Genomic DNA, 24,668 nt, shown 5'->3' with positions numbered 1-24,668 from the left:
ATCAAGGAACAGATTTTGCTGTCTGATGTGATCGACGCCATTGCGTCGGCGTCATTAGTGGCTCAATTTAGCGTCATTGCCTCGGAAGGCCTTCGCATTTCATGTCATCGACTTCGTTCCGCCAGTCTCTGCGTCGCCTTTGGGCGCTGGATAAATTCAGCTACAGCGTGCGGGTATTCATTGCCCTGACCGGCACCATGGCGCTGTGTTGGTATCAGGATGAAATGGGCCTGCTGATCCCCTTGTTCCTGGGGATTATCGCCAGTGCCCTGGCCGAGACCGACGACAGCTGGCAGGGCCGTCTCAACGCACTGGCGGTGACGCTGGTGTGTTTCGCGGTTGCCGCTCTGTCCGTCGAACTGCTCTTCCCCTACCCCTACCTCTTCATCATTGCCTTCGCCCTGGCCGCGTTCTGCCTGACCATGCTCGGCGCCCTCGGCGAGCGCTATGGCGCGATTGCCTCGGCGACGCTGATCCTGTCGGTCTACACCATGATCGGTGTGGACCAGCGTGGTGGCGCGGTCACCGACTTCTGGCACGAACCCCTGCTGTTGGTGGCCGGTGCTGCCTGGTACGGCGTGCTCTCGGTGTTGTGGCAGGCGCTGTTTTCCAATCAGCCGGTGCAACAGAGCCTGGCGCGCCTGTTCCGCGAGCTGGGCTTTTACCTGAAGCTCAAATCCTCGCTGTTCGAGCCGATCCGGCAGATGGACGTGGAGGCGCGGCGCCTGGAATTGGCCCAGCAGAACGGCCGGGTGGTAGCGGCACTGAACGCCGCCAAGGAGATCATCCTGCACCGGGTCGGCAACGGTCGCCCGGGGTCGAAAGTCAGCCGCTACCTCAAGCTGTACTTCCTCGCTCAGGACATCCACGAACGCGCCAGCTCATCGCACTACCCTTACAACGCCTTGGCCGATGCCTTCTTCCACAGCGATGTGCTGTTCCGTTGCCAACGCCTGTTGCGCCAGCAAGGCAAGGCATGCCGGGCCCTGGCCGAATCGATCCAGATGCGTCAGCCGTTCACCTATGACGCCGGTTTTGCCGAGGCCCTGAGCGACCTGGATGCCTCTCTCGAACACCTGCGCATCCAGAGCAACCCGGCCTGGCGCGGCTTGCTGCGTTCACTGCGGGCACTGGCGGCCAACCTCGGTACCCTCGACCGTTTGCTCAGCGATGCCAGTAACCCCGACGCCTTGGCCGACGCCACCGACAGCAGCCTGCTCGACCGTTCGCCGCGTAGCCTGAAAGACGTGTGGCTGCGCTTGCGCACGCAGCTGACGCCGACCTCGCTGCTGTTCCGCCATGCCCTGCGATTGCCCCTGGCCTTGAGCATCGGCTACGCCATGGTGCATTTGATTCACCCGTCCCAAGGCTACTGGATCATCCTTACTACGCTGTTCGTCTGCCAACCGAACTACGGCGCCACCCGCCGCAAACTCGGTCAGCGGATCATCGGCACCGCCATCGGCCTGACCCTGGCCTGGGCGCTGTTCGACCTATTCCCGAACCCGCTGATCCAGTCGTGTTTCGCCATTGCCGCCGGGGTGGTGTTCTTTACCAACCGCACCACCCGCTACACCCTGGCGACGGCGGCAATCACCCTGATGGTGCTGTTCTGCTTCAACCAGGTGGGTGACGGTTACGGGCTGTTCCTGCCACGGCTGTTCGATACCTTGCTCGGCAGCCTGATCGCCGGCCTCGCAGTGTTCCTGTTCCTGCCGGACTGGCAGGGCCGACGCCTGAACAAGGTGCTGGCCAACACGCTGACCTGCAACAGCATTTACCTGCGCCAGATCATGCAGCAATACGCGGCGGGCAAAAGCGACGACCTGGCCTACCGCTTGGCCCGCCGCAACGCGCACAACGCCGACGCGGCGCTGTCGACCACACTGGCCAACATGCTGATGGAGCCGGGACATTTCCGAAAGGAAGCGGACGTAGGCTTCCGCTTCCTGGTCCTGTCGCACACGCTTCTGAGCTACTTGTCGGGCCTGGGCGCGCACCGGGAAACCCAACTGCCGGCGGACGTGCGTGAGCACTTGATCGAAGGGGCCGGGGTGAAACTGGCCGCCAGCATCGACGCGATCGCCCAAGGGCTGGCGAGCAAGTCTTCGATCGAGATTCAGAGCGATGAAGAAGAAGCACTGGCCAATGAACTGGAACAGATGCCGGATGAAATCGATGAGGGTCAGCGGTTGGTGCAGACACAACTGGCGCTGATCTGCCGGCAGTTGGGGCCGCTGAGGACGTTGGCAGCGCATCTGATCAAGGACACCAGTGAGGATTGAGATCTGTGGTGTCTGGGCGGGCCTCATCGCGAGCAAGCTCGCTCCCACATTGGTTTTGTGAACGACGCAAATCTACTGTGGGAGCTTGCTCGCGATGAGGCCATCAGCAGCAACACAGAAACTGGCTCAACCCACTCACATCCCGTGCTGCTTCATCAGCTTCTCATAACTCCCGTCCGCCTTCATCGCCGCGATCTCCCGGTCGAAACCGGCGACGATCCGCGCATGCTCGGGATTCTTCAGGCTGACCATGATATGCAGGCTGTTCTCGCTCAATGGCTTGGGCAGGAATTCCACGGCGTTTCGCACCGTCGGCGACTCACGGGCCAGGTAGTAGCGGGCGACGAATTCATCTTCCAGCGTCAGCTTGACCCGGTCGGCCGCGAGCATGCGCACCGCCATGGCGAAACTGTGCACGGGGATTTTCTGCAACGACTCGTCGTTGTCGAACGGGGGCGAATAAGCGTATCCACGCACGACGGCAATCGGATAGGTGTGCAATTGCTGCAGGCTATTGAATTCGATGGGCGCGTCTTTGCGCTTGAGAAAGCGCACGCGATTGAGCAGGTACTCGCCGGAGAACTGGCCAAGCCGGGTCCGCTCCTCGGTGTACCAGGCGTTGACCAGCACGTCGTATCGGCCCTCGCCTAATCCCATCAAGGCCCGTGCCCAGGGCACCTGTTCGAAATCACTGGCATAGCCGGCCCTGGCGAGCGCGGTACTGACAATGTCCGTGGCCAAACCACCGTTGACGAGCGTGGCGTCGGTAAAGGGTGGCCAGGCATCAGCGACCAACCGCAGTTTTTCTGCCGCCGCTCCCTGAACCAGCAACAGCAACCCAATCAAGGCAAAAGCTCGATGCAACCGCGGCATGCCAGAAAATCCTTAGCGGGCGAGTTGCCCGACGTGTTTTCAGCCAAAACCCCAAGGCCCCTTTACCGGCAAGACTCGGGTACTCAACATCAGCTCATCGAAGCCATAGCACAGCGCTTCGATCCAGATTACACAAAGAAGACATCCACGCGAAAAATGAATGATGGCATTTTGGCCTTTGTCACAGATTCTTCCGCCATAAAGACTTCTGGCGTGAGTGCGCTTAGTATCGGAACGACGTTTTCAGGGAATCAAAACATGACAGTCGATTGGATCTGCAAACACCACAGCGACCTGGGCAAGGAGCAGCTGTACGCCATTTTGCAGTTGCGTGCGCAAGTGTTCGTCATCGAGCAAAAATGCATTTACCAGGATATTGATGGCCAGGACCTGGAAGGCGACACCTGCCACGTGATGGCTTGGGACGGTAACCAGCTGGTGGCCTATCTGCGCTTGCTTGACCCGCAATCACAGGGCGGCGACGTGGTGATCGGGCGGGTGATCACTGCCCCTCAGGCACGCGGCGCAGGCCTGGGGCACGAGTTGATGGAGCAGGCATTGAAACATATCGAAAAATACTGGCCCGGCCTGCCGGTCTACCTATCGGCCCAGGCGCATTTGCAGGGGTATTACAGGCGCTATGGCTTTGTCGTGGCGGGTGAGGAATATGTCGAGGATGGCATTCCACACATCGGGATGCGTCGTCCTTGAAGGCCCTATCGCGAGCAAGCTCGCTCCCACAGTTGATTTGAGTTGTGAACACAATCCAGTGTGGGAGCGAGCTTGCTCGCGATGGCGTCAGCTCAGGCAACGCAAATCTCAGGGATACTCCAACACCGCTTTGATCTGCCGCAGATTACGCTCGATCCAACCGCGATCAATCGCCCCCCACTCGCGAATCCGATAGCGCCCCGCATGGTTGCGCGCGCCTTCTTCCTGCTCGAACTCACAAATGATGTCCAGATCCGCCAACGCCGCGATGGTGTCCTGTGCCGTGCGTCGGGGCATGCCGGTGACCTCGGTCAGCGTCGGGACGCTGCTGGCCAGCCCGCTGTCGATCAGGTACGCCACGTACAACCGGCGGTAGAAGCTGCTCTTGGTCTTGCTCACGTCCATCTGATGCTCCATATAAAATCGCAGCCTGCGGCAGCGGCTACAGATCCCGCCACGTCAGGTACACCCGCACATCAAATTCCACCTGGTGATAACCCGGCAGCATGTGTTCGCACAGTTTGTAGAACGCCTTGTTGTGGTCCGATTCCTTGAAGTGCGCCAGCTCATGCACCACGATCATTTTCAGGAACTCGGAAGGTGCTTCCTTGAATAGTGAAGCAATGCGGATTTCCTTCTTGGACTTGAGCTTGCCGCCCTGCACCCGGGAAATCGTGGTGTGCAGGCCAAGGGCGCGGTGGGTCAGGTCCAGACGGTTGTCGAACAGCACCTTGTCGATGGCCGGAGCATTACGCAGGTACTCCTGCTTGAGGTCCAGGGCATAGGTGTACAGCGCCTTGTCGCTCTGCACCCCGTGCTTTTGCGGGTAACGCTGGCTCAGGTAATCGCCCAGCCGACCGTCGGCGATCAGCTGGCGCACCTGATCCTGCAAGGTAGCGGGATAAGCCTGGAGATATTTCAACACGGTCATCGGGACGGCAATACAGGTCACTGAAAGGCCGCCAGTGTAGCGAATTCAGCGAGCCAGCGCGCTCCAGTCAAACGGCTGGACAAAGACCCCCGTGTCTTCGGCCATCATCGGCCGGGCCACCAGAAAACCTTGCACATACTCACAGCCGTTGGCTTGCAACCATTCATACTGCGCGAGGGTCTCCACCCCTTCGGCAATCACCAGCATCCCGAACTGCCTGCACAGGTCGATCACACTGCGCACCAGCGCCGCATCCTTTGTCGACTCCGGCAACCGGGCAATCAGATGGCGGTCGATCTTGAGGGTATCCAGCTCCAGGTCGCGCAAGTGGCTCAGGGAACAGGGGCCGGCCCCGAAATCATCCAATGCCACTCGTACGCCCAGATTGTGCAGCAGGCGCAATTGCTTGCGGGCTTCTTCGGGGTTGTGCATCAAGGCCTCTTCCGTGACCTCGACTTCCAGATGACGCGGTTGCAGGCCATGGCGCTCCAGCACCTGGCGCAACTCGGTGACCAGATTGGACAACCCGAACTGCGTACTGCTCAAGCTGACGCCGAGCACCAGATCCTCGGCAAACAGGGACTCCCAGGCTTTGCGTTGCCCGGCGCCGCGATGGTAGATCCAACTGCCCAGGCGACTGATCAGCCGCGCCTCCTCCAGCAATGGCAAAAACAGCCCCGGAGGGACATCGCCGACGCTCGGGTGCTGCCAGCGCAACAAGGCTTCGAAGCCACGAATCCGCCCGTCGGCAATCGCAACCTGAGGCTGATACACCAGATTGAAATCCCGGTTCTCGATGGCCGTGCGCACACTTTCTTCCAGCATCAGCCGCGTGCGCGCCCGGCCATTCATTTCGTGATCGTAGAAGCGATATTGCTGGCGGCCGGCACGCTTGGCTTCATACATGGCGATATCGGCCGCCCGCAGCATTCCGTCGAGATTGGCGCCACAGTCAGGGAACGTGGCAATGCCGATGCTGGCACCCAGGACGATATCGAGGCCGTCGATCTGCTGACAGATCGACACTCGCTCGATCAGCTTCTCGGCAATCTTCGCCGCCTGCTCGGGGAACTCCAGATCCAGCAGCGCGGTGAATTCGTCACCGCCCATCCGCGCCAGGATGTCGAAGGGCCGCAGGCAGGCCTTCAACTGTTCGGAAACCCAGCGCAGCACCCGATCGCCGGCATCGTGCCCGAGGGAATCATTGACTCGCTTGAAGCCGTCGAGGTCCAGGTACATCAAGACCCAGGAGCTGTCCGAGCGCTCACCGCGCAACAGCAGGTTCTCTACGGTCTGGTAGAAACCCCGTCGATTGAGCAATCCGGTCAGCGGATCGGTGACCGCCTGAAATTCCAGTTGCTGATGCAGATGGCGCACCACCGACATGTCCAGTACGGTCACGACCATCGCATGTTGCTCGGCAGGCAATGGCGCGCAGGACAAAGCCACCGGCACCTGCTGGCCGGGCGCGGTTCGTAGCTGGGCATCGTGCAGGCGCAGGGTTTCGCCGCGTTTGTATCCGGCCAGCAACTCGGAATCGGCCCAGATCGGGATATGCGGTTTTTGCAGGTAGTCCAGAAACTCCTTGCCTTGCAGTTCCTGCACCGGGGCATTGAGCAACCGTGACATCGCCGGATTGGCAAAACGAATCAGGCCGTCCTCACCCAATACCAGAATACCTTCGGCTGCGTTATCCAGCACCGACGCATTAAAGGCACGGGCGGCTTCCAGATCATGACTCAGGCGCTGCAAGGCCCGACGGTTACGCTGGTGCTCGAGCAACGCCTGGACCTTGGGCGTGAAGATCTGTGGGTCGAACGGCTTGAACAGGTAATCCACCGCACCACTGGCATAGCCCTTGATCACGGCGTCCTGGGACTGTTCGTTGGCGGTCAGGAAAATGATCGGCGTGAGACGGGTCCGCTGGCTACCGCGCATCAGGCGTGCCACTTCATAACCGTCCATGCCCGGCATCTGCACGTCCAGCAGCACCAGGTCGATATCGTGCTCAAGCAACAAGCCGAGGGCCTCGAAACCCGAGGTGGCAGTAATGACCCGCCAGCCTTGGCGCTGTAGCAACGCGCGCATGCTGATCAGGTTTTCAGGGTAATCGTCGACGACTAAAAGGGTTGAGCCGCCTTCTACTGGCGTTGATTGCGCGCATTCCATGCTGCTTCTCTAATTGCGGGGTGTCAGGCCGGTTTCTCGTGAAAACCGGACAAATACTGTGACTTCACTCTAGACCCGGTTCTGCGAAAGCAGAAGGTGTCAGTGAGCCATCAATTAATCATTGTGTCTTTTTACCGACTAACGGTCGAACGCTCAGTCCGATGAAAACCCGGAAGAAGGCATTTCGACAGGATGTTGACGTCAACCACCCGTCAGGCGGGCATTAACAAAATCCCCCGCTACGCTTATAAAGACCGCCCTAAAAGGTGCGGCCTAGAGCTTCTGGCACGCCCGTGCAGCATGACCCAAGTGGAAGAACCGACATGATCGAACTCGCAACCTGGAACCTCAGCGTTCCCGTTGGCAGCCCGCCGTACACCGTCGAAACCGCCAAGCTGGTGGACGGCTTCAAGGATCAATACTTCCACTCCGACACCGGCACATTGTTTTTCTGGGCGCCCGTGACCGGCTCCCGTACCGAAAACGCGATTTATCCGCGCACCGAATTACGTGAAACCTACAGCAACGGCACGTTGAAAAACTGGTACTACCCGGAGGCTGACAATTTGTTGTATGCCACTCTGGCAGTAAATCAGGTGCCGAGTTCCGGGAAGATCGTCATCGGCCAGATCCATGCCTATCAAAGCCAGAAACCTTTGGTGAAGGTCGAATACCAATACAAAACCAGCACAGGTACCGGCAATATCGTTGCCAAGGTCCGGATGCATCCCTATGACGATACAAGCCGGGTGATCATCGTGGCGACCGGGGTGAAACTCGACCAGGAGTTCAACTACCTCATTCACCTCAGCCCCGGCGGCGCCTTGGGCATCAGCGCCGCAGGTTATCAATGGGATACGCAAATCAGCACAACCTGGCGCGACAAACCGCTGTACTTCAAGGCCGGGGTCTATGTGCAGGACAACACCGGGTACACCACTGAAGGCGGGAAAGTGACGTTCAGCAAGCTGGATATTGATCACAACTAATAAAACGTGCGGTACGCAAACTCAAACTAACGAGTGATGCAAAAGCCAATAAACCGGCAGGCTCTATGAGTCTGCCGTACGGCATCAGACCAACATCATTCGCGAACCTCTAGGAATTCAAAATCACCCGAGGCCGAAAAAGCCCCTTCTTCAACAAAATCGAATACTCCTTGAGGATACGGCTTGCCCCTCGTCAAACGAAACGTACCATCAGCATATTGATCACCAGGAATTTTATCAAACTCCAAATGCGCAAAAATAAGATCTTTGTTTCCTTTTAGTGGGTAGTCTTTATTAATCTCAAGATTCCAGCTACCCACAGCCGCCATATAATACAAATGCCCGTCAATGGTCTTAGCCAATTTAATCCTGAAGGATTCTTCACCCACTGATAAATAGCCGTAACCCGTAAGACTCTCAAACTTTTCATCATGATCTGGATGTTTCAATTTAACATTCAGGTTACCCCAAGACTCGATACCATCTTTTTGTTCGATTTCCATTTTTTTCATCCGGTAAGTAAGCGAGTTCAAAGAGCAGGCCTCCACCAGCACTGGCACACCTGTAATATCTGACAGTTTTTTATATCAGTTTGAAATTACTATTGCATCTTTAGCAACAAAACCCCACTCTCACCACAAACACTCGAGCGCAATAATTCCACAAGTAACACGCCCACAAAAAACCCGTCTCTCGACGGGCTTTTTTATGAAACTCAAACGCTAAAGGCTTAGTTGACCTTGGCGTTCAACTCACCTTTCAGATAACGCTGGTACATCCCTTCCAACGAGATCGCCTTGATCTTCGAAGCATTACCGGCAGTGCCGAAGGCTTCGTAGCGAGCGATGCACACGTCGCGCATGGCGGTGACGGTGGCGCCGAAGAATTTACGCGGGTCGAACTCGCTCGGGTTGGTGGCCATCAGGCGACGCATTGCGCCAGTGGATGCCAGGCGCAGGTCGGTGTCGATGTTGACCTTGCGCACGCCGTGCTTGATGCCTTCGACGATTTCTTCAACCGGTACGCCGTAGGTTTCCTTGATGTCGCCGCCGTACTGGTTGATGATCGCCAGCCACTCTTGCGGAACCGAAGACGAACCGTGCATCACCAGGTGAGTGTTCGGAATGCGCTTGTGGATTTCCTTGATGCGGTCGATGGCCAGCACGTCGCCGGTAGGCGGCTTGGTGAACTTGTAGGCGCCGTGGCTGGTGCCGATCGCGATGGCCAGGGCATCCACCTGAGTGCGTTTTACGAAGTCAGCGGCTTCTTCCGGGTCGGTCAGCATCTGGCTGTGATCCAGAACGCCTTCGGCGCCGATGCCGTCTTCTTCACCGGCCATGCCGGTTTCCAGCGAACCCAGGCAACCCAGTTCGCCTTCTACCGATACGCCGCAGGCGTGAGCCATGGCCACGGTCTGTTGGGTCACACGGACGTTGTAGTCGTAGTCGGTCGGGGTCTTGCCGTCTTCGCCCAGGGAACCGTCCATCATTACCGAGCTGAAGCCCAGTTGGATGGAGCGCTGGCAGACGTCAGGGCTGGTACCGTGGTCCTGGTGCATGCACACCGGGATGTGCGGGAACTCTTCGATGGCTGCCAGGATCAGGTGACGCAGGAACGGTGCGCCGGCGTATTTGCGAGCACCCGCCGAAGCCTGGACGATCACCGGGGAGTCAGTCTTGTCAGCGGCTTCCATGATGGCGCGCATCTGCTCAAGGTTGTTGACGTTGAAGGCTGGAACGCCGTAGCCGAACTCGGCTGCGTGGTCCAGCATCTGGCGCATGCTGATAAGTGCCATTGTGTATATCTCTCCCGGTTGAGGGTCGTTAATCGTGCCAGCCTGCCGTAGCGGCGGCGGCTATTCAAGTTTTTGCAGATCGGGGGTTGGCCCGGGCTGCGGATTCGGGTGTTGCGAAAATCTCAAGAACTTACCCAGAACCCCTGTGGGAGCGAGCCTGCTCGCGATGGTGGCCCAGACAACGAGGACATTCAGGTACCCCGCGTTATCGTTAACGTCCATCGCGAGCAGGCTCGCTCCCACAGGTACGGCGTAGTCCGTTTATTGCGTCTTGCAACCACGGCCGATCAAATCATTGGTGGCGACCCAGTACACCAGGCCTTCCTCACCTTTTATGTGAAACGCCAGCATGTCGTTGCTGTACAGCGAACCCGATGCACCCGGTTCCTGTTTCAAGCGGTAGACCTGATCGGCACCGCCCAGACGCACGTCGACTTCCCTGCGGCTGTCGTCGGTGTAGCGCCACAGCACTTTGGCCTGGCTGTCGCAGGTCCAGGTGGTCCAGTTATCCACAGGCGCGGACGACTGGAACAGGTCCAACTGAGCACAACCGGCCAACAACGCCAGCGCCGCAACGGCGATAAAACCTTTCATCCGTGTCCCTCGACTGACGGCGCACGCTGCCAGCCCTGAGTAATGAGTCAGACCCGTCAAGGGCAGCCATGTTCCTTGGCGGGTGCCTGAGTCTCGTATTTGTCCAGGCCTTCCGGCCCGGAACGCTTGTTGAGCACCGGGTTGGTTTCCGCCTGCCAGTCAGCCTGGTAGCAGCCTTTGTCCGACTCGGACGGCGCAGATTCCGGGGTGGCCTTCGGGCTACTCCCGCAAGCCACCAGCGAACCCGCGACGATCAACAGTGCTAACGTCTTGACCATTTCAACACTCCCTTGCCTGGTCGAACGGGCGACCCTCAGGCCTTGGCCCGGCTTTCCAGGACTTCAACGGCTGGCAGGACCTTGCCTTCGACGAATTCGAGGAACGCGCCACCGCCGGTAGAAATGTAGGAGATCTGCTCGGCCACGCCATACTTGTCGATGGCCGCCAGGGTGTCGCCACCGCCGGCAATGGAGAACGCGGCACTCTCCGCGATGGCCTGGGCCAACACTTTGGTGCCATTACCAAACTGATCGAATTCGAATACACCGACCGGACCGTTCCACAGGATGGTTTGCGACGACTTCAGCAGCTCGGCGAAATTCGCCGCGGTCTGCGGGCCGATATCCAGGATCATGTCGTCGGCGGCGACGTCAGCGATCAGCTTGACGGTCGCAGTGGCGCTTTCAGCGAATTCCTTGGCAACCACCACGTCCACTGGCAGCGGCACGCTGACCTTGGCGGCGATGGCGCGAGCGGTGTCCAGCAGGTCCGGCTCGTACAGGGATTTACCGACCGGGTGACCGGCAGCGGCCAGGAAGGTGTTGGCGATGCCGCCACCCACGATCAACTGGTTGCAGATCTGGCTCAGGCTGTTCAGCACGTCGAGTTTGGTCGACACCTTGGAGCCGGCAACAATGGCCGCCATTGGCTGGGCCGGGGCACCCAGGGCTTTGCCCAGTGCGTCCAGTTCAGCGGCCAGCAGCGGGCCGGCGGCAGCGACCTTGGCGAACTTGGCCACGCCGTGGGTCGAACCCTCGGCGCGGTGAGCGGTACCGAAGGCGTCCATCACGAACACGTCGCACAGGGCGGCGTATTGCTTGGCCAGTTCGTCAGCGTTCTTTTTCTCGCCCTTGTTGAAGCGCACGTTTTCGAACAGCACGATGTCGCCCGCTTTCACGTCGACGCCGCCCAGGTAGTCAGCTACCAGTGGCACTTCGCGGCCCAAGGCCTTGCTCAGGTAGTCAGCGACTGGCTTGAGGCTGTTCTCGGCCGAGAACTCGCCTTCGGTCGGACGGCCAAGGTGCGAGCAGACCATCACGGCCGCGCCTTTTTCCAGGGCCAGCTTGATGGTCGGCAGCGAGGCCAGGATACGCGCATCGCTGGTGACAACACCGTCCTTGACTGGGACGTTGAGGTCTTCGCGGATCAATACGCGCTTACCTTGCAGATCGAGGTCGGACATCTTCAACACGGTCATGGGTCGCACTTCCTACGGTTTTTTTGAAGTTGCTGTTTGCAGATAGTGTTCTGCAACGTCCAGCATTCGGTTGGCAAAACCCCATTCGTTGTCGAACCAGGCCAGGATGTTCACCAGCCGAGGGCCGGAAACGCGGGTCTGACTGGCATCGACGATCGCCGAATGTGGGTCATGGTTGAAATCACAGCTTGCGTGGGGTAGCTCGGTATAGGCCAGAAGGCCTTTGAGCGGGCCGCTGGTGGCGGCTTCGCGCAGTATCCGGTTGACCTCGGTGGCGTCGGTCGCGGTGGCGGTCTGCATCGTGATATCGAGGCAGGACACGTTGACCGTCGGCACCCGCACGGCTTTGGCCTGAATTCGGCCGGCAAGTTCCGGCAGCAGGCGCTCGATACCACGCGCCAGACCGGTGGACACCGGAATCACCGACTGGAACGCCGAGCGGGTGCGGCGCAGGTCTTCGTGGTGATAGGCATCGATGACCGGCTGATCGTTCATTGCCGAGTGAATGGTGGTGATCGACACGTAATCCAGACCAATGGCCTGATTCAGCAGGCGCAACAACGGCACGCCGCAGTTGGTGGTGCAGGACGCATTGGACACCAGTAACTCGTCGCCGGTCAGGCAATCCTGGTTCACGCCATAGACGATGGTCGCGTCGACGTCCGTCTCGCTGGCCATCGGCTGGGAAAAGAGCACGCGCGGGGCGCCAGCGTCGAGGAAACGCTGGCCGTCTGCGCGGGTGTGATAAGCGCCGGAACACTCCAGCACCAGATCGACGCCCAGGGACGCCCAATCGATGCCTTCGGGGGTGGCACTGCGCAGGACCTTCACGCAGTCGCCATTGATATGCAGACAATCGCCGTCGACTTTCACCTCACCGGGAAAACGCCCGTGGGTGGAGTCGAAACGTGTCAGGTATTCGATGCTGGCCATGTCCGCCAGATCGTTGATCGCGACAATCTCGAACCCGGCCTTCTCACCTCGCTCGAACAACGCACGCAAGACACAACGACCAATCCGGCCGTAGCCGTTGAGTGCAACTTTGTAGGGACGCGGTTGAGGCATGGGGTTCTCGATAGACGCAGGTAGATCGAAATCGCATTAACAACACAACCCTTGTAGGAGCGAGCCTGCTCGCGATTGCGGCTCAGGCAACGCGGGCATTCAGGCACCCCACGTTATCGTTGACGACCATCGCGAGCAGGCTCGCTCCTACAGGGGACAGCGGTGGTCGTGAAACCACCGCGTCGTGCTTAGTCTTCCAGCAGCTCTTCAGCCTGACCCAGGATATTTTCCAGGGTGAAACCGAACTCTTCGAACAAGGCCGACGCAGGCGCCGACTCGCCGTAGGTGGTCATGCCGATCACGCGGCCTTCCAGGCCCACGTACTTGTACCAGTAGTCCGCGTGAGCGGCCTCGATGGCGATACGGGCGCTGACCTGCAACGGCAGTACCGATTGCTTGTAGCCGGCGTCCTGGGCATCGAACACGCTGGTGCACGGCATGGAAACCACGCGAACCTTGCGGCCCTGCTCGGTCAGCTTGTCGTAGGCCTGAACGGCCAGACCAACTTCCGAACCGGTAGCGATCAGGATCAGCTCAGGCTCGCCTGCGCAGTCCTTGAGTACATAACCACCACGGCTGATGTCGGCGATCTGGCCGGCATCACGGGTTTGGTGCTGCAGGTTCTGACGGGAGAAGATCAGGGCCGAAGGGCCGTCCTTGCGCTCCAGTGCGTACTTCCAGCTCACCGCCGATTCAACGGCGTCGGCTGGGCGCCAGGTATCGAGGTTCGGCGTGCAGCGCAGGCTGGCCAGTTGCTCGATTGGCTGGTGAGTCGGGCCGTCTTCGCCAAGACCGATGGAGTCGTGGGTGTAGACGTGGATCACACGCTGCTTCATCAGGGCCGACATGCGCACCGCGTTGCGGGCGTATTCCATGAACATCAGGAAGGTCGCGCCGTAAGGCACCAGGCCGCCGTGCAGGGCGACGCCGTTCATGATTGCAGTCATGCCGAACTCGCGCACGCCGTAATACATGTAGTTGCCGCTGGCGTCTTCGGCGGTGACGCCTTTGCAACCTTTCCACAGGGTCAGGTTGGAACCGGCCAGGTCAGCCGAACCGCCGAGGAACTCAGGCAGCAACGGGCCGAATGCGTTCAGGGCATTCTGGCTGGCTTTACGGCTGGCGATGGTTTCGCCCTTGGCGGCCACTTCGGCGATGTAGGCCGAGGCTTTTTCGCTGAAGTCAGCTGGCAGGTCACCGCTCAGACGACGCACCAGTTCGCTGGCTTCAGTCGGGAACGCAGCGGAGTAGGCAGCGAAACGCTGATCCCACTCGGCTTCCACGGCGCGACCTGCTTCCTTGGCGTCCCACTCGGCGTAGATATCGGCCGGAATTTCGAACGGGCCGTGGTTCCACTTCAGCGCCGCACGGGTCAGGGCGATTTCCGCGTCACCCAGTGGGGCGCCGTGGCAATCTTCCTTGCCTTGCTTGTTCGGCGAACCGAAACCGATGGTGGTCTTGCAGCAGATCAGGGTTGGTTGATCGCTTTTGCGTGCAGTGTCAATCGCAGTCTTGATCTCTTCCGGGTCGTGACCGTCGACATTGCGGATCACTTGCCAGTTGTAGGACTCAAAACGCTTCGGCGTGTCGTCGGTGAACCAGCCTTCGACTTCGCCATCGATGGAGATGCCGTTGTCATCGTAGAAGGCGATCAGCTTGCCCAGGCCCAAGGTACCGGCCAGGGAAGCGACTTCGTGGGAAATGCCTTCCATCATGCAGCCATCACCCAGGAACACATAGGTGTGGTGGTCGACGATGTTGTGGCCAGGACGGTTGAACTGCGCCGCCATGACTTTTTCAGCCAGGGCAAAACCCACGGCGTTGGCCAGGCCCTGGCCCAGTGGACCGGTGGTGGTTTCAACGCCCGGGGTGTAGCCGAGTTCCGGGTGGCCCGGGGTGCGGCTGTGCAGTTGACGGAACTGCTTGAGGTCGTCGATCGACAGGTCGTAGCCGGTCAGGTGCAGCAGCGAGTAGATCAACATCGAGCCGTGGCCGTTGGACAGCACGAAGCGGTCACGGTCGGCGAACGATGGATTGCTCGGGTTGTGCTTGAGGTAGTCGCGCCAAAGTACCTCGGCGATATCCGCCATACCCATCGGGGCACCGGGATGGCCGCTGTTGGCTTTTTGCACGGCATCCATGCTGAGGGCACGAATGGCGTTGGCACGCTCACGACGGCTAGGCATCGCTGTTCTCCTGGGGGCTTGAATAAAACGAAACGGAAAAAAGGCGAGCATTTTCCCTCACCGGGACGCCTCGGGGCAATGACAGATAGTCATCTGAAGGCGTTTTTCCAATGGATAACGACGGTTTCGCCTGGTGAAACCTTTCCGCCGTCCGTTTGTTGACTGAAGCCAACGTCCGGAAGTGCCATCTATCGAGCAATATCAAAACTTTTTGATATTGCTCTTGCGATGCCTTCGACCCGTGACTAGACTGCCGGCCTTATGAATTTACGCGTGCCATCCATTCAACATGACGATTGCGATGAGCTGGCAGCCTTGTGCAAGGCTGGCGGCGATCCCCTGCGGTTGAATGTCTTGCGCGCGCTGGCCAACGACTCGTTCGGTGTGCTGGAACTGGCGCAGATCTTCGGCATCGGCCAGTCAGGCATGAGCCACCACCTCAAGGTGCTGGCCCAGGCCGACCTGGTGGCGACGCGCCGCGAAGGCAATGCGATTTTCTACCGTCGCGCCCTGCCCCACACCGAACTGCTGGGCGGCAAACTGCACGCGGCCCTGCTCGAGGAAGTGGACAACCTGACGCTGCCGACTGACGTACAGTCGCGCATCGCACAGGTCCATGGGCAACGGGCGGCCGCCAGCCAGGACTTTTTCTCACGGGTGGCGGAGAAGTTTCGCGCCCAGCAAGACTTGATCGCCGGCCTGCCGCAATACCGCGAAAGCGTGGTGGCCCTGCTCGACAAGCTGAGCTTCGACAAAGACGCCACGGCCATTGAAGTGGGCCCCGGCGATGGCGCCTTCCTGCCGGAACTGGCGCGCCGCTTCGCGCAAGTCACGGCGCTGGATAACAGCAGCGCGATGCTCGAACTGGCACGCCAAGTCTGCGAACGCGACAAGCTGACTAACGTTAGCCTGCAATTGGCCGATGCATTGAACGGCGTCAGCCTCAAGGCCGATTGCGTTGTACTGAACATGGTGCTGCACCATTTTGCCGCGCCGGCCGATGCGCTCAAGCACATGGCCAATTTGCTGCAACCAGGCGGTAGCCTGTTAGTGACAGAGTTATGTAGCCACAACCAGAGTTGGGCCAAGGAGGCCTGCGGTGATCTCTGGCTGGGGTTTGAACAGGACGATCTGGCCCGTTGGGCCACCGCTGCGGGACTCGTTCCCGGGGAAAGCCTCTATGTAGGCTTACGTAATGGTTTCCAGATCCAGGTCCGCCACTTTCAGCGACCGGCTGGCGACACTCACCATCGGTAATTTCAGGAAAACATCGAGATGAGCGAATACTCCCTTTTCACCTCCGAGTCCGTGTCTGAAGGGCATCCGGACAAAATCGCCGACCAGATTTCTGATGCGGTGCTGGACGCCATCATTGCTGAAGACAAGTTCGCCCGTGTGGCGTGCGAGACTCTGGTGAAAACGGGCGTGGCGATCATCGCCGGCGAAGTCACCACTTCCGCCTGGGTTGATCTGGAGCAGATCGTTCGTGACGTGATCACCAACATCGGCTACACCAGCTCCGACGTCGGCTTCGACGGCGCGACCTGCGGCGTGATGAACATCATCGGCAAGCAGTCCCCCGACATCAACCAGGGTGTCGACCGTGCCAAGCCTGAAGATCAGGGCGCCGGCGACCAGGGCCTGATGTTCGGCTACGCCAGCAATGAAACCGACGTGCTGATGCCTGCACCGATCACTTTCTCGCACCAGCTTGTACAAAGGCAAGCCGAAGCCCGTAAATCCGGCCTGCTGCCTTGGCTGCGTCCGGACGCCAAGTCGCAAGTGACTTGCCGTTACGAAAACGGCAAGGTTGTCGGTATCGACGCCGTCGTTCTGTCGACCCAGCACAACCCCGAAGTGTCGTACAACGACCTGCGCGAAGGCGTGATGGAGCTGATCGTCAAGCACGTGTTGCCTGCCGAACTGCTGAGCAAGGACACCCAGTTCCACATCAACCCGACCGGCCAGTTCATTATCGGCGGCCCGGTGGGTGACTGCGGCCTGACCGGTCGCAAGATCATCGTCGACAGCTACGGCGGCATGGCCCGTCACGGCGGTGGCGCATTCTCCGGCAAGGATCCATCGAAGGTTGACCGTTCGGCGGCCTACGCCGGCCGTTACGTGGCCAAGAACATCGTCGCTGCCGGCCTGGCCGAGCGTTGCGAGATTCAGGTGTCCTACGCCATCGGCGTTGCCCAGCCGACGTCGATCTCGCTGAACACCTTCGGTACCGGCAAGATCAGCGACGACAAGATCGTCAAACTGGTCCGCGAAGTGTTCGACCTGCGTCCATACGCGATCACCACCATGCTCGACCTGCTGCACCCGATGTATCAGGAAACCGCTGCATACGGCCACTTCGGGCGCACCCCGGCGACCAAGACCGTGGGTGACGACACCTTCACCACGTTCACCTGGGAAAAAACCGACCGCGCCGACGCCCTGCGTTCTGCTGCCGGCCTGTAAGACTTCCCCGCAACACCCGAAGCCCCGCACGGTTCGCGCCTTGCGGGGCTTTTTATTGCCTTGCTTGAGACCGCGTAGCCGCAATCGCGAGCAGGCTCGCTCCCACAGTTAATCTTTGGCGTGACTGATACCTGTGGGCAAACGCAAATCCCTGTGGGAGCGAGCCTGCTCGCGAAGAGGCCCGCCCAGTCACCAGAAACACTCGGTAAAAACCCCACCCGCTCCGCCAACCGATACTGACCTAGCCTTCAAGCACCTCACCGAGCAAGGACGCTCAAGATGCTTCCCGACCTGCGCCTGTTTTTTGCCGCCCTACTGACCTTCGCCCTCCTGACCGCCAACGCCGCCGAGTGCCCGGACTGGCCACCCGAACGCGCCCTGATTGAAGTCAACGAACTGCAAAAACAAATCGACCTCTGGGACGACAGCTATCACCGCCTGGGACGCTCACTGGTCGCCGACGAACTCTACGACCAGTCTCGCGCGCAACTCACCCAATGGCGCCACTGCTTCAACCTGAGCCCGTCCGCAGACCCCTTGCGCACTGCACGCGGCACCCTGCCCCACCCCATCGTCCACACTGGCCTGGGCAAACTGCACGATCGGCCCGCCGTGGAAAACTGGCTGCGTGGCCGGGTGGACGTCTGGGTCCAGCCTAAGATCGATGGCGTGGCGGTGACCCTGGTTTACCGCAATGGCCTGCTGGCCCTGGCCATCAGCCGCGGCGACGGCCAGAGCGGCCAGGACTGGACGGTTCCTGCACGGCAGATTCTTGCCATCCCGCAACGGCTATCGCAGGCCCGGGACTTGATCGTGCAAGGCGAACTGTATTGGCGCCTGGCCGATCATGTGCAGGCCCGGGCCGGTAGCCTCAATGCTCGTGGCTCGGTGGCCGGCCTGATGGCGCGCAAGGTCTTGAGCGCCGAGCAGGCCGCCAACATCGATTTGTTTGTATGGGACTGGCCCCAAGGGCCGGCGAGCGTGCCCGAGCGTGCCGCGGCGCTGACTGCGCTGGGCTTCCCGAGTACCACGGAATACAGCCAGCCAATCGCCTCCGTTATCGATGCCGAACACTGGCGCGAACACTGGTATCGCTCTCCTCTACCCTTTGCCAGCGACGGCGTGGTTCTGCGCCAGAACCAGCGCCCAGCCGCCGAACGCTGGCAGGCCAGGTCACCCTACTGGGCCATCGCCTGGAAGTACCCCTTCGCCCAGACACTGGCCGAAGTCCGCCAGGTTCACTTCAAAATCGGCCGGACCGGGCGGATCACTCCGGTACTTGAACTGACCCCGGTAAAGCTCGATGACCGGCAGATCAAACACGTCAGCGTCGGTTCGTTGCAGCGTTGGCAGGCGCTGGACATACGTCCGGGTGATCAGGTCGCCATCAGCCTGGCCGGGCTGACTATTCCCAGGCTCGATAGCGTTGTGTTGCGCAGCAGCGAACGCGCGGAGTTGAACGTGCCGCTGGCAGAGGACTTTCATTTATTGAGTTGCTGGCAACCGACTCCGGGCTGTGAAAGCCAGTTTCTCGCACGCCTGACCTGGCTCAGCAGCAAACAGGGCCTGGCGCTGCCCAATGTGGGTCCGGGCACTTGGGAAAAACTTCTTGCAACAGGTCGCTTGAACGGACTGCTGGATTGGTTGACCCTCGATGCTCAAGAGCTTGCTACCATTGACGGTTTCGGCGAGCGTAGCGCGGTTCGCCTTGCAGACAGCTTCAACCGAGCCCGGCAACGCCCGTTCGCGCACTGGCTCAAAGCCCTGGGATTACCTCCGACAGGTCAGGTGCACCTCGGCAACTCGTGGCAGGCACTGGCGCAGCGAGACATCGAACAATGGCGGGCCGAGACCGATATCGGCCCGGGACGCGCGGCACAACTGAACGCCTTTTTCCGCGATCCGCAGGTCCTGGCCTTGAGTGAAACGTTACGTGATGCCGGGATTGACGGCTTTTAGCGGTCAGCCTTGCGCCCAGCGGGAACCCAAGGGGACCGCCGGGCTCCAACAAGCCATTGCCACACCGGTTCGCTTGTCTTCTTGTATGGAGCTTTTATGAAATTTCTTTCGCCGCTCGTCCTGTTGGCCCTTTGCAGCGTGCTGACCACCCCGTTGATGGCAGACGAGGACGCGCCAGGGCTGACCGGTTGCGCGGCCAGGAAGCAAGGTATCGTCAACCAGATCGAATTGGCCAAGGTCCACGGCAACGCCGACCAGCAGGCAGGCCTGGAAAAAGCCCTGAGCGAAGTCGAGGCGAACTGCACCGACGCCTCGCTGAAGAAGGAACGGGAAAACAAGGTGCTTGACGCCAGGCACGAGGTCAGCAAGCGTCAGGCGGACCTCGACAAGGCCATGAGCAAAGGCGACTCTGACAAGATCAACAAGCGCAAAGACAAACTCGCCGATGCCCGCAAGGAATTGCAGGAAGCACTCGATGAGCTGGATAAGTAACGCAACAGTTCTTTTGTGGCGAGGGGGCAAGCCCCCTCGCCACAGGTCATGCGTAGCACCCAATCAATGATCCCGAAACGCCTTATGACACGCACTGCAAGCATCTTCGACTTTCTGCACCGCCGGCCCCAGGTTGCTGGCCTTGTAGGGTTGAACCTGGCTGGCGATCACCAATTCACCGGTGGCGCTTTCAAGGTCGCGGGCCATTGCCTGAAAGCGTGCCTGTTGCTCCCAGACATCGCTCTTGGCGCTGGTGTGATCTTCCTCGCGCACTTGCGGAAAATGCTGCCACGGCTCACGGGACAACGCATCGAGCTTCACCGCGCCCTCGGCGAACTTCGGGCCATCGAACGCAATGCGTCCACGCAACATGCCGCCCAGGTCTTCGCCAGTCTTGAGCATCTGCTTGAAAATGGCCTTGCGCTGGCCGAGCGGCGAGTTGGGGTCGACACCGCCACAAGCGGACAACGTCAGGCAGGCCAGCAATACAACAGAAAGTCTTTTAAGAGTCATGGTGGCTTCAGGTCACGGGAAACGGCGGCCAGTATCCTCGCGTCATCGGCAAAGACCAATAGCCCTATTATCAACAAGGGTTGCTTGAGCACATGGAGCGCTCAGGCAACCGGCAAAGGAATCACTCCATGAACAGCCGTTTCAAGGCATGGCGTCACAGCCTGGCCTGGACCCTGCCGATGGTGGCCCTGCTCGCAGGCTGCACCGGTGGCGACAACCAACAACCGAAAACCCACGCCCTGGCCACCTATTCCAGTGCTACATGGGAAGCTCTGCCGACAGTATCCGACAGCGACCTGGTCGCCGGTTTCGGTTCGTGGCGCAGCGCCTGCACCCGACTCAAGGCCGACCCGGTCTGGGGTGGCACCTGCGCAGCGGCTGCCAACGTGCCGCAAACCGCCAGCGACATTCGCGGTTTTCTCAGACAGAACCTGGATGTCTATGGCCTGCGCGCCGCCAACGACAACCCCAACGGCCTGATCACCGGCTACTACGAACCGGTCTATCCCGGAAGCCTGACCCAGACCGACGCTGCCAATGTCCCGGTCTATGGCGTCCCCGAGGACATGATCATCGTCGCCCTCGACAGCATTTACCCGGAACTCAAGGGCAAGCGCCTGCGCGGGCGACTCGAAGGTCGCGTGCTCAAGCCGTACGACGATGCGGCAGCCATCGAAACCAAAGGGGTCAAGGCGCCGGTCGTGGCCTGGCTGACCGATCCGATGAACCTGCAGTTCCTGCAAATCCAGGGTTCGGGTCGCATCCAGCTCGACAATGGTCGCCAGTTGCGCATTGCCTACGCCGATCAGAACGGCCATCCGTATCGACCGATCGGCCGCTGGCTGGTGGAACAGGGGGAGTTGAAAAAAGAAGACGTAACCATGGGCGCCATCAGCACCTGGGCCAAGGCCAATCCGTCGCGGATTCCCGAACTGCTCGGCAGCAACCCCAGCTATGTGTTCTTCACCCGCAACCCGGACAGCAACGAAGGTCCGCGCGGCTCGCTGAACGTACCGTTGACCGCCGGTTACAGCGCGGCGGTGGATCGCAAGGTGATTCCGCTGGGCAGTCTGTTGTGGCTGTCCACCACCAGACCGGATGGTACAGCCCTGGTTCGCCCCGTGGCAGCACAGGACACTGGCGGCGCCATTGCCGGCGAAGTTCGGGCGGATCTGTTCTGGGGCACCGGCGATGCGGCCGGGCAACTGGCCGGGGACATGAAACAGCAGGGCCAGATCTGGATGCTCTGGCCCAAAGGTGCTGCGCTACCGCAAGTGCCGCAGGTGGCGGATGCAGAGAAGACAAAACCCTGAGGACAGTGTTGTCCGTTAGATGGCTATCGCGAGCAGGCTCGCTCCTACATTGGAGCGCACACTCCTGTGGGGGCGAGCTTGCTCGCGAGGAGGCCGGCAAAGACACTGAAAACCTTTCAGACCGACACCACAAAAAAACTCACGATCAACGCCAGCCCCACGAACCACACCAGCGACCGCAGCGTCGCCCAGTCCGCCAGGTAGCAAATGATGTAGAGCAGGCGGCTGGTAATGAACAGCACGGCCAGCACATTGATCGTCACCAGTTCGGCATTGCCGGCCAGGTGCGCCACGATCACCGCCGCGGCGAACGCCGGGATCACTTCGAAACTATTCAACTGCGCCGCATGCGCCCGTCTGCCCAAGCCTTCCAGGGAGTCGAGAAAATCCCGAGGATCATGATTGTCTTTCAGTCTGAACCCGCCACTGATCTTGGCGACCCACGTACACACGTACGGCAGGAAAATCGCGATCAAAATGCACCATAGAGCAACCGTCATAAAGCAGTCCCTTCTTCAAGTTTCACAGCAGTCAGAATTTCATCACCAGTATGCCGATCAGCACCAGCCCACAGGCTAAGAGGCGCGGTCGGCCAAAAGGTTCTTTGAGGTAACGCATGCCAAACAGCACCACCAGAATCACGCTGATCTCGCGCAATGCCGCTGCCTCTGCAATCGAGCCCAATTGCATCGCCCACAGCACCAGAGCGTAGCTGAACAACACGCAGAACCCGACGGCCAGGCCCAGTCGCCACTGCTCACGCCAGAACAACATGAACGCGGGTCGTTTGCGCACCAATGCCAATAGCGGAAACGGCCAGGCGCTGAGCAAGGTGACCCAGACCAGGTAATCCAGTGGATGGGACCAGCGCCGCAATGCCTGACCGTCGATATAGGTGTAGCAACCGATGCACAGGCCGATCAGCGCCACCACCGGCAACATCGACCACGGCAAACGCGCACCGCCGCCGCCCTGCCAAAGCAAACAGAGCATGCCGAACGGAATCAGCAGGATGCCGAAAATCTGCTGATGGGTCAGCACTTCCCCGGCAAAGATCAGCGTCAGCGCCAGCACCACCAAGGGTGACAGGCCGCGCATCAATGGGTAGACCAGCCCGAGGTCGCCGACCCGATAAGCCTGGATCAGCAAATAGCGATAGAGCAACTCGAACGCCGCCGATGCCAGGATCCACGGCCAGATCTCCAGTGGCGGCACGCTCAGGAACGGCAGCATCAGCACGACAAAGAGCAGTGCCACGCTGTCCATGCAAGCCACCACCAACAGTCGCTCGGCACTGAACTTGATCAGGGTATTCCACGCCGCATGCAACAGCGCCGCCACCAACACCAACGCCGTCGCAAGCACGGCCGACTCCTTTTTTTGACCCCGCCCTTTGTAGGAGCGAGCTTGCTCGCGAAAAACGTGAGGACACCGCAGCCAACCAGTAAATACACGTCTTCGTTCACGTCCATCGCGAGCAAGCTCGCTCCTACAGGGGTCAGGTACAGAATTGATTCGCCATATTTCAGTGGCTGCTTATACTGCAAGCGACCACGCCGCACTCAGTTGCGCACAGACTAATTCCAATAAAAACTCTGCCCGGCCCGCTCTCCTCGAGAACGGTCGTCGGCCTGCGCATGCCTGATCACAGCGTCAAGACTACCGACAGAGACCTTGCGCATGCCACTCGCTTTGCTTGCCCTCGCTGTTGCCGCCTTCGGCATCGGCACAACCGAATTCGTCATCATGGGTCTTTTGCCCGATGTCGCCCGTGACCTCAGCGTGAGCATTCCCGATGCCGGATTGCTGATCACCGGCTACGCCCTGGGCGTGGTGTTCGGTGCACCGATCCTCGCGGTCGGCACCGCCAACATGCCGCGCAAGGCCACCCTGCTGGGCATGACGCTGATGTTCATCCTCGGCAACATGCTCTGCGCGCTGGCGCCGAACTATGCCACGCTGATGGCCGCGCGCGTGATCACGGCACTGTGCCACGGCGCATTTTTCGGCATCGGCTCGGTAGTGGCTGCCGGGTTGGTAGCCCCCAACAAACGGGCTCAAGCGATTGCCATGATGTTCACCGGCCTGACCCTGGCCAATGTGCTCGGCGTGCCACTGGGCACTGCACTCGGGCAGTACGCAGGCTGGCGCTCGACCTTCTGGGCGGTGTCGGTGATCGGGGTACTGGCGGCGATTGCGCAATGGGGCTGGCTGCCGAAAAACATTGCGATGGATAAGGCCAACCTCGCCAGCGAGTTCAAGGTACTGGGCAAGGCCAATGTACTGCTGGCCTTGGGCATGAGTGTGCTGGCCTCGACCAGCCTGTTCAGTGTGTTCACTTACATTGCGCCGATCCTGCAGGACATCACCGGCGTCAGCCCCCACGGCGTCACCATCATGCTGTTGTTGTTCGGCGTGGGCTTGACCGCCGGCAGCATGCTCGGTGGTCGCCTGGCGGACAGCCGCTTGCTGCCTTCGCTGGTGGGCATGGCGCTGGCGGTGATGGTGGTGCTGGCGGCGTTCACGCAAACCAGCCATTCGGTGATCCCGGCGGCAATCACACTGGTGCTTTGGGGGACGTTTGCCTTCGCGCTGTGCCCGATCCTGCAATTGCTGATCATCGATCAGGCCCACGAAGCGCCCAACCTGGGTTCGACCCTGAACCAGAGCGCCTTCAACCTGGGCAACGCGGCCGGCGCCTGGATCGGCGGGATGGTGGTAGCCAGCGGCGCCGACCTGGCGGACCTGCCCTGGACCGGCGCGCTGGTCAGCGGACTGACCGTACTGACCGCGCTGTATTTCATCTATCGACAACGCCGTGCGACCAGCCCGGTCAACGCACCCGGCTGA

General features: G+C 60.2%; 23 protein-coding genes. 9 read left to right on the top strand and 14 right to left on the bottom strand.

Annotated features, from left to right (window positions below; translation table 11 throughout):
* Positions 1 to 101: 101 nt before the first annotated feature.
* The gene (yccS, locus tag ACM6J5_RS25120) at positions 102 to 2,285 is read left to right on the top strand and encodes a YccS family putative transporter (RefSeq protein WP_095944450.1); all 2,184 of its coding nucleotides are present in this window, start codon (positions 102 to 104) and stop codon (positions 2,283 to 2,285) included.
* 135 nt (positions 2,286 to 2,420) lie between these two features.
* On the opposite strand, the gene ACM6J5_RS25115 is transcribed toward yccS, so the two are convergent.
* Positions 2,421 to 3,158 (bottom strand): substrate-binding periplasmic protein, encoded by a 738-nt coding sequence (locus ACM6J5_RS25115; protein ID WP_095944449.1) that lies wholly within the window; start codon positions 3,156 to 3,158, stop codon positions 2,421 to 2,423.
* A gap of 258 nt (positions 3,159 to 3,416) precedes the next feature.
* Here ACM6J5_RS25115 and ACM6J5_RS25110 point away from each other — a divergent pair, with 258 nt between their 5' ends.
* The gene (locus ACM6J5_RS25110; protein ID WP_414929597.1) at positions 3,417 to 3,869 is read left to right on the top strand and encodes a GNAT family N-acetyltransferase; all 453 of its coding nucleotides are present in this window, start codon (positions 3,417 to 3,419) and stop codon (positions 3,867 to 3,869) included.
* Positions 3,870 to 3,977: 108 nt separating this feature from the next.
* Here the strand turns inward: ACM6J5_RS25110 and ACM6J5_RS25105 are convergent, their stop codons facing one another.
* From ACM6J5_RS25105 to ACM6J5_RS25095, 3 genes are read right to left on the bottom strand one after another with little or no spacing between them, the layout of a single operon-like run.
* Positions 3,978 to 4,274, bottom strand: coding sequence for a winged helix-turn-helix domain-containing protein (locus ACM6J5_RS25105; RefSeq protein ID WP_008050237.1), 297 nt, complete (start codon positions 4,272 to 4,274; stop codon positions 3,978 to 3,980).
* A gap of 37 nt (positions 4,275 to 4,311) precedes the next feature.
* The gene (locus tag ACM6J5_RS25100) at positions 4,312 to 4,800 is read right to left on the bottom strand and encodes a M48 family metallopeptidase (RefSeq protein ID WP_046039320.1); all 489 of its coding nucleotides are present in this window, start codon (positions 4,798 to 4,800) and stop codon (positions 4,312 to 4,314) included.
* A 45-nt stretch (positions 4,801 to 4,845) separates the two neighbouring features.
* The gene (locus tag ACM6J5_RS25095; protein ID WP_095944447.1) at positions 4,846 to 6,969 is read right to left on the bottom strand and encodes a putative bifunctional diguanylate cyclase/phosphodiesterase; all 2,124 of its coding nucleotides are present in this window, start codon (positions 6,967 to 6,969) and stop codon (positions 4,846 to 4,848) included.
* 323 nt (positions 6,970 to 7,292) lie between these two features.
* Here ACM6J5_RS25095 and ACM6J5_RS25090 point away from each other — a divergent pair, with 323 nt between their 5' ends.
* Positions 7,293 to 7,958, top strand: a complete 666-nt coding sequence (locus ACM6J5_RS25090; RefSeq protein ID WP_095944446.1) for a polysaccharide lyase family 7 protein — start codon at positions 7,293 to 7,295, stop codon at positions 7,956 to 7,958.
* A gap of 95 nt (positions 7,959 to 8,053) precedes the next feature.
* On the opposite strand, the gene ACM6J5_RS25085 is transcribed toward ACM6J5_RS25090, so the two are convergent.
* From ACM6J5_RS25085 to tkt, 7 genes are all read right to left on the bottom strand, one after another.
* Positions 8,054 to 8,461, bottom strand: a complete 408-nt coding sequence (locus ACM6J5_RS25085; protein WP_414929534.1) for a hypothetical protein — start codon at positions 8,459 to 8,461, stop codon at positions 8,054 to 8,056.
* A 227-nt stretch (positions 8,462 to 8,688) separates the two neighbouring features.
* A complete protein-coding gene (fba, locus tag ACM6J5_RS25080; RefSeq protein ID WP_007981624.1) occupies positions 8,689 to 9,753 on the bottom strand; it encodes a class II fructose-bisphosphate aldolase in 1,065 nt (354 codons plus the stop codon).
* Between the two features lie 261 nt (positions 9,754 to 10,014).
* Positions 10,015 to 10,347: an MliC family protein gene (locus tag ACM6J5_RS25075; protein WP_095944444.1), complete on the bottom strand. Its 333-nt coding sequence runs from the start codon at positions 10,345 to 10,347 to the stop codon at positions 10,015 to 10,017.
* A gap of 56 nt (positions 10,348 to 10,403) precedes the next feature.
* Positions 10,404 to 10,625 carry a hypothetical protein gene (locus tag ACM6J5_RS25070; protein WP_095944443.1) on the bottom strand — a complete coding sequence of 74 codons (222 nt, stop codon included), beginning with the start codon at positions 10,623 to 10,625 and terminating at the stop codon, positions 10,404 to 10,406.
* Positions 10,626 to 10,660: 35 nt separating this feature from the next.
* A complete protein-coding gene (locus ACM6J5_RS25065) occupies positions 10,661 to 11,824 on the bottom strand; it encodes a phosphoglycerate kinase (RefSeq protein WP_095944442.1) in 1,164 nt (387 codons plus the stop codon).
* A gap of 12 nt (positions 11,825 to 11,836) precedes the next feature.
* The gene (gene epd / locus ACM6J5_RS25060; RefSeq protein ID WP_095944441.1) at positions 11,837 to 12,889 is read right to left on the bottom strand and encodes an erythrose-4-phosphate dehydrogenase; all 1,053 of its coding nucleotides are present in this window, start codon (positions 12,887 to 12,889) and stop codon (positions 11,837 to 11,839) included.
* Between the two features lie 188 nt (positions 12,890 to 13,077).
* Positions 13,078 to 15,075, bottom strand: a complete 1,998-nt coding sequence (gene tkt / locus ACM6J5_RS25055; RefSeq protein WP_095944440.1) for a transketolase — start codon at positions 15,073 to 15,075, stop codon at positions 13,078 to 13,080.
* 261 nt (positions 15,076 to 15,336) lie between these two features.
* Between tkt and ACM6J5_RS25050 the strand changes: the two genes are divergently transcribed.
* The 4 genes from ACM6J5_RS25050 to ACM6J5_RS25035 all read left to right on the top strand — a co-directional run bounded on the left by ACM6J5_RS25050 (position 15,337) and on the right by ACM6J5_RS25035 (position 19,992).
* Complete coding sequence (locus ACM6J5_RS25050; RefSeq protein ID WP_095944439.1) at positions 15,337 to 16,332, top strand: ArsR/SmtB family transcription factor; 996 nt, start codon at positions 15,337 to 15,339, stop codon at positions 16,330 to 16,332.
* A gap of 18 nt (positions 16,333 to 16,350) precedes the next feature.
* Positions 16,351 to 17,541 (top strand): methionine adenosyltransferase, encoded by a 1,191-nt coding sequence (metK, locus tag ACM6J5_RS25045; RefSeq protein WP_008050251.1) that lies wholly within the window; start codon positions 16,351 to 16,353, stop codon positions 17,539 to 17,541.
* Between the two features lie 279 nt (positions 17,542 to 17,820).
* Positions 17,821 to 19,500, top strand: a complete 1,680-nt coding sequence (gene ligB, locus ACM6J5_RS25040) for an NAD-dependent DNA ligase LigB (protein ID WP_150672057.1) — start codon at positions 17,821 to 17,823, stop codon at positions 19,498 to 19,500.
* A gap of 96 nt (positions 19,501 to 19,596) precedes the next feature.
* Complete coding sequence (locus tag ACM6J5_RS25035) at positions 19,597 to 19,992, top strand: DUF1090 domain-containing protein (RefSeq protein ID WP_150672058.1); 396 nt, start codon at positions 19,597 to 19,599, stop codon at positions 19,990 to 19,992.
* 63 nt (positions 19,993 to 20,055) lie between these two features.
* Here the strand turns inward: ACM6J5_RS25035 and ACM6J5_RS25030 are convergent, their stop codons facing one another.
* On the bottom strand, positions 20,056 to 20,505 hold the full coding sequence (locus ACM6J5_RS25030; RefSeq protein ID WP_414929533.1) for a c-type cytochrome: 450 nt from the start codon (positions 20,503 to 20,505) through the stop codon (positions 20,056 to 20,058).
* A gap of 128 nt (positions 20,506 to 20,633) precedes the next feature.
* On the opposite strand from ACM6J5_RS25030, the gene ACM6J5_RS25025 reads away from it, so the two are divergent.
* Entirely contained in the window at positions 20,634 to 21,818 is a 1,185-nt protein-coding gene (locus ACM6J5_RS25025; RefSeq protein ID WP_095944435.1) for a murein transglycosylase A, read from the top strand.
* 116 nt (positions 21,819 to 21,934) lie between these two features.
* Here the strand turns inward: ACM6J5_RS25025 and ACM6J5_RS25020 are convergent, their stop codons facing one another.
* Together ACM6J5_RS25020 and ACM6J5_RS25015 are read right to left on the bottom strand one after the other, a co-directional pair.
* Positions 21,935 to 22,318: an MAPEG family protein gene (locus ACM6J5_RS25020; protein WP_095944434.1), complete on the bottom strand. Its 384-nt coding sequence runs from the start codon at positions 22,316 to 22,318 to the stop codon at positions 21,935 to 21,937.
* Between the two features lie 31 nt (positions 22,319 to 22,349).
* Positions 22,350 to 23,183, bottom strand: a complete 834-nt coding sequence (locus tag ACM6J5_RS25015; RefSeq protein WP_095944433.1) for an EamA family transporter — start codon at positions 23,181 to 23,183, stop codon at positions 22,350 to 22,352.
* A 315-nt stretch (positions 23,184 to 23,498) separates the two neighbouring features.
* Between ACM6J5_RS25015 and ACM6J5_RS25010 the strand changes: the two genes are divergently transcribed.
* Positions 23,499 to 24,668 (top strand): MFS transporter, encoded by a 1,170-nt coding sequence (locus ACM6J5_RS25010; RefSeq protein WP_414929532.1) that lies wholly within the window; start codon positions 23,499 to 23,501, stop codon positions 24,666 to 24,668.

Origin of the sequence: Pseudomonas sp. IT-P74, from assembly GCF_949768175.1 — a bacterium.
Classification (GTDB): domain Bacteria; phylum Pseudomonadota; class Gammaproteobacteria; order Pseudomonadales; family Pseudomonadaceae; genus Aquipseudomonas.
Note: the sequence above shows the minus strand (reverse complement) of the source record. Positions and strands in the feature narration are given on the sequence as shown.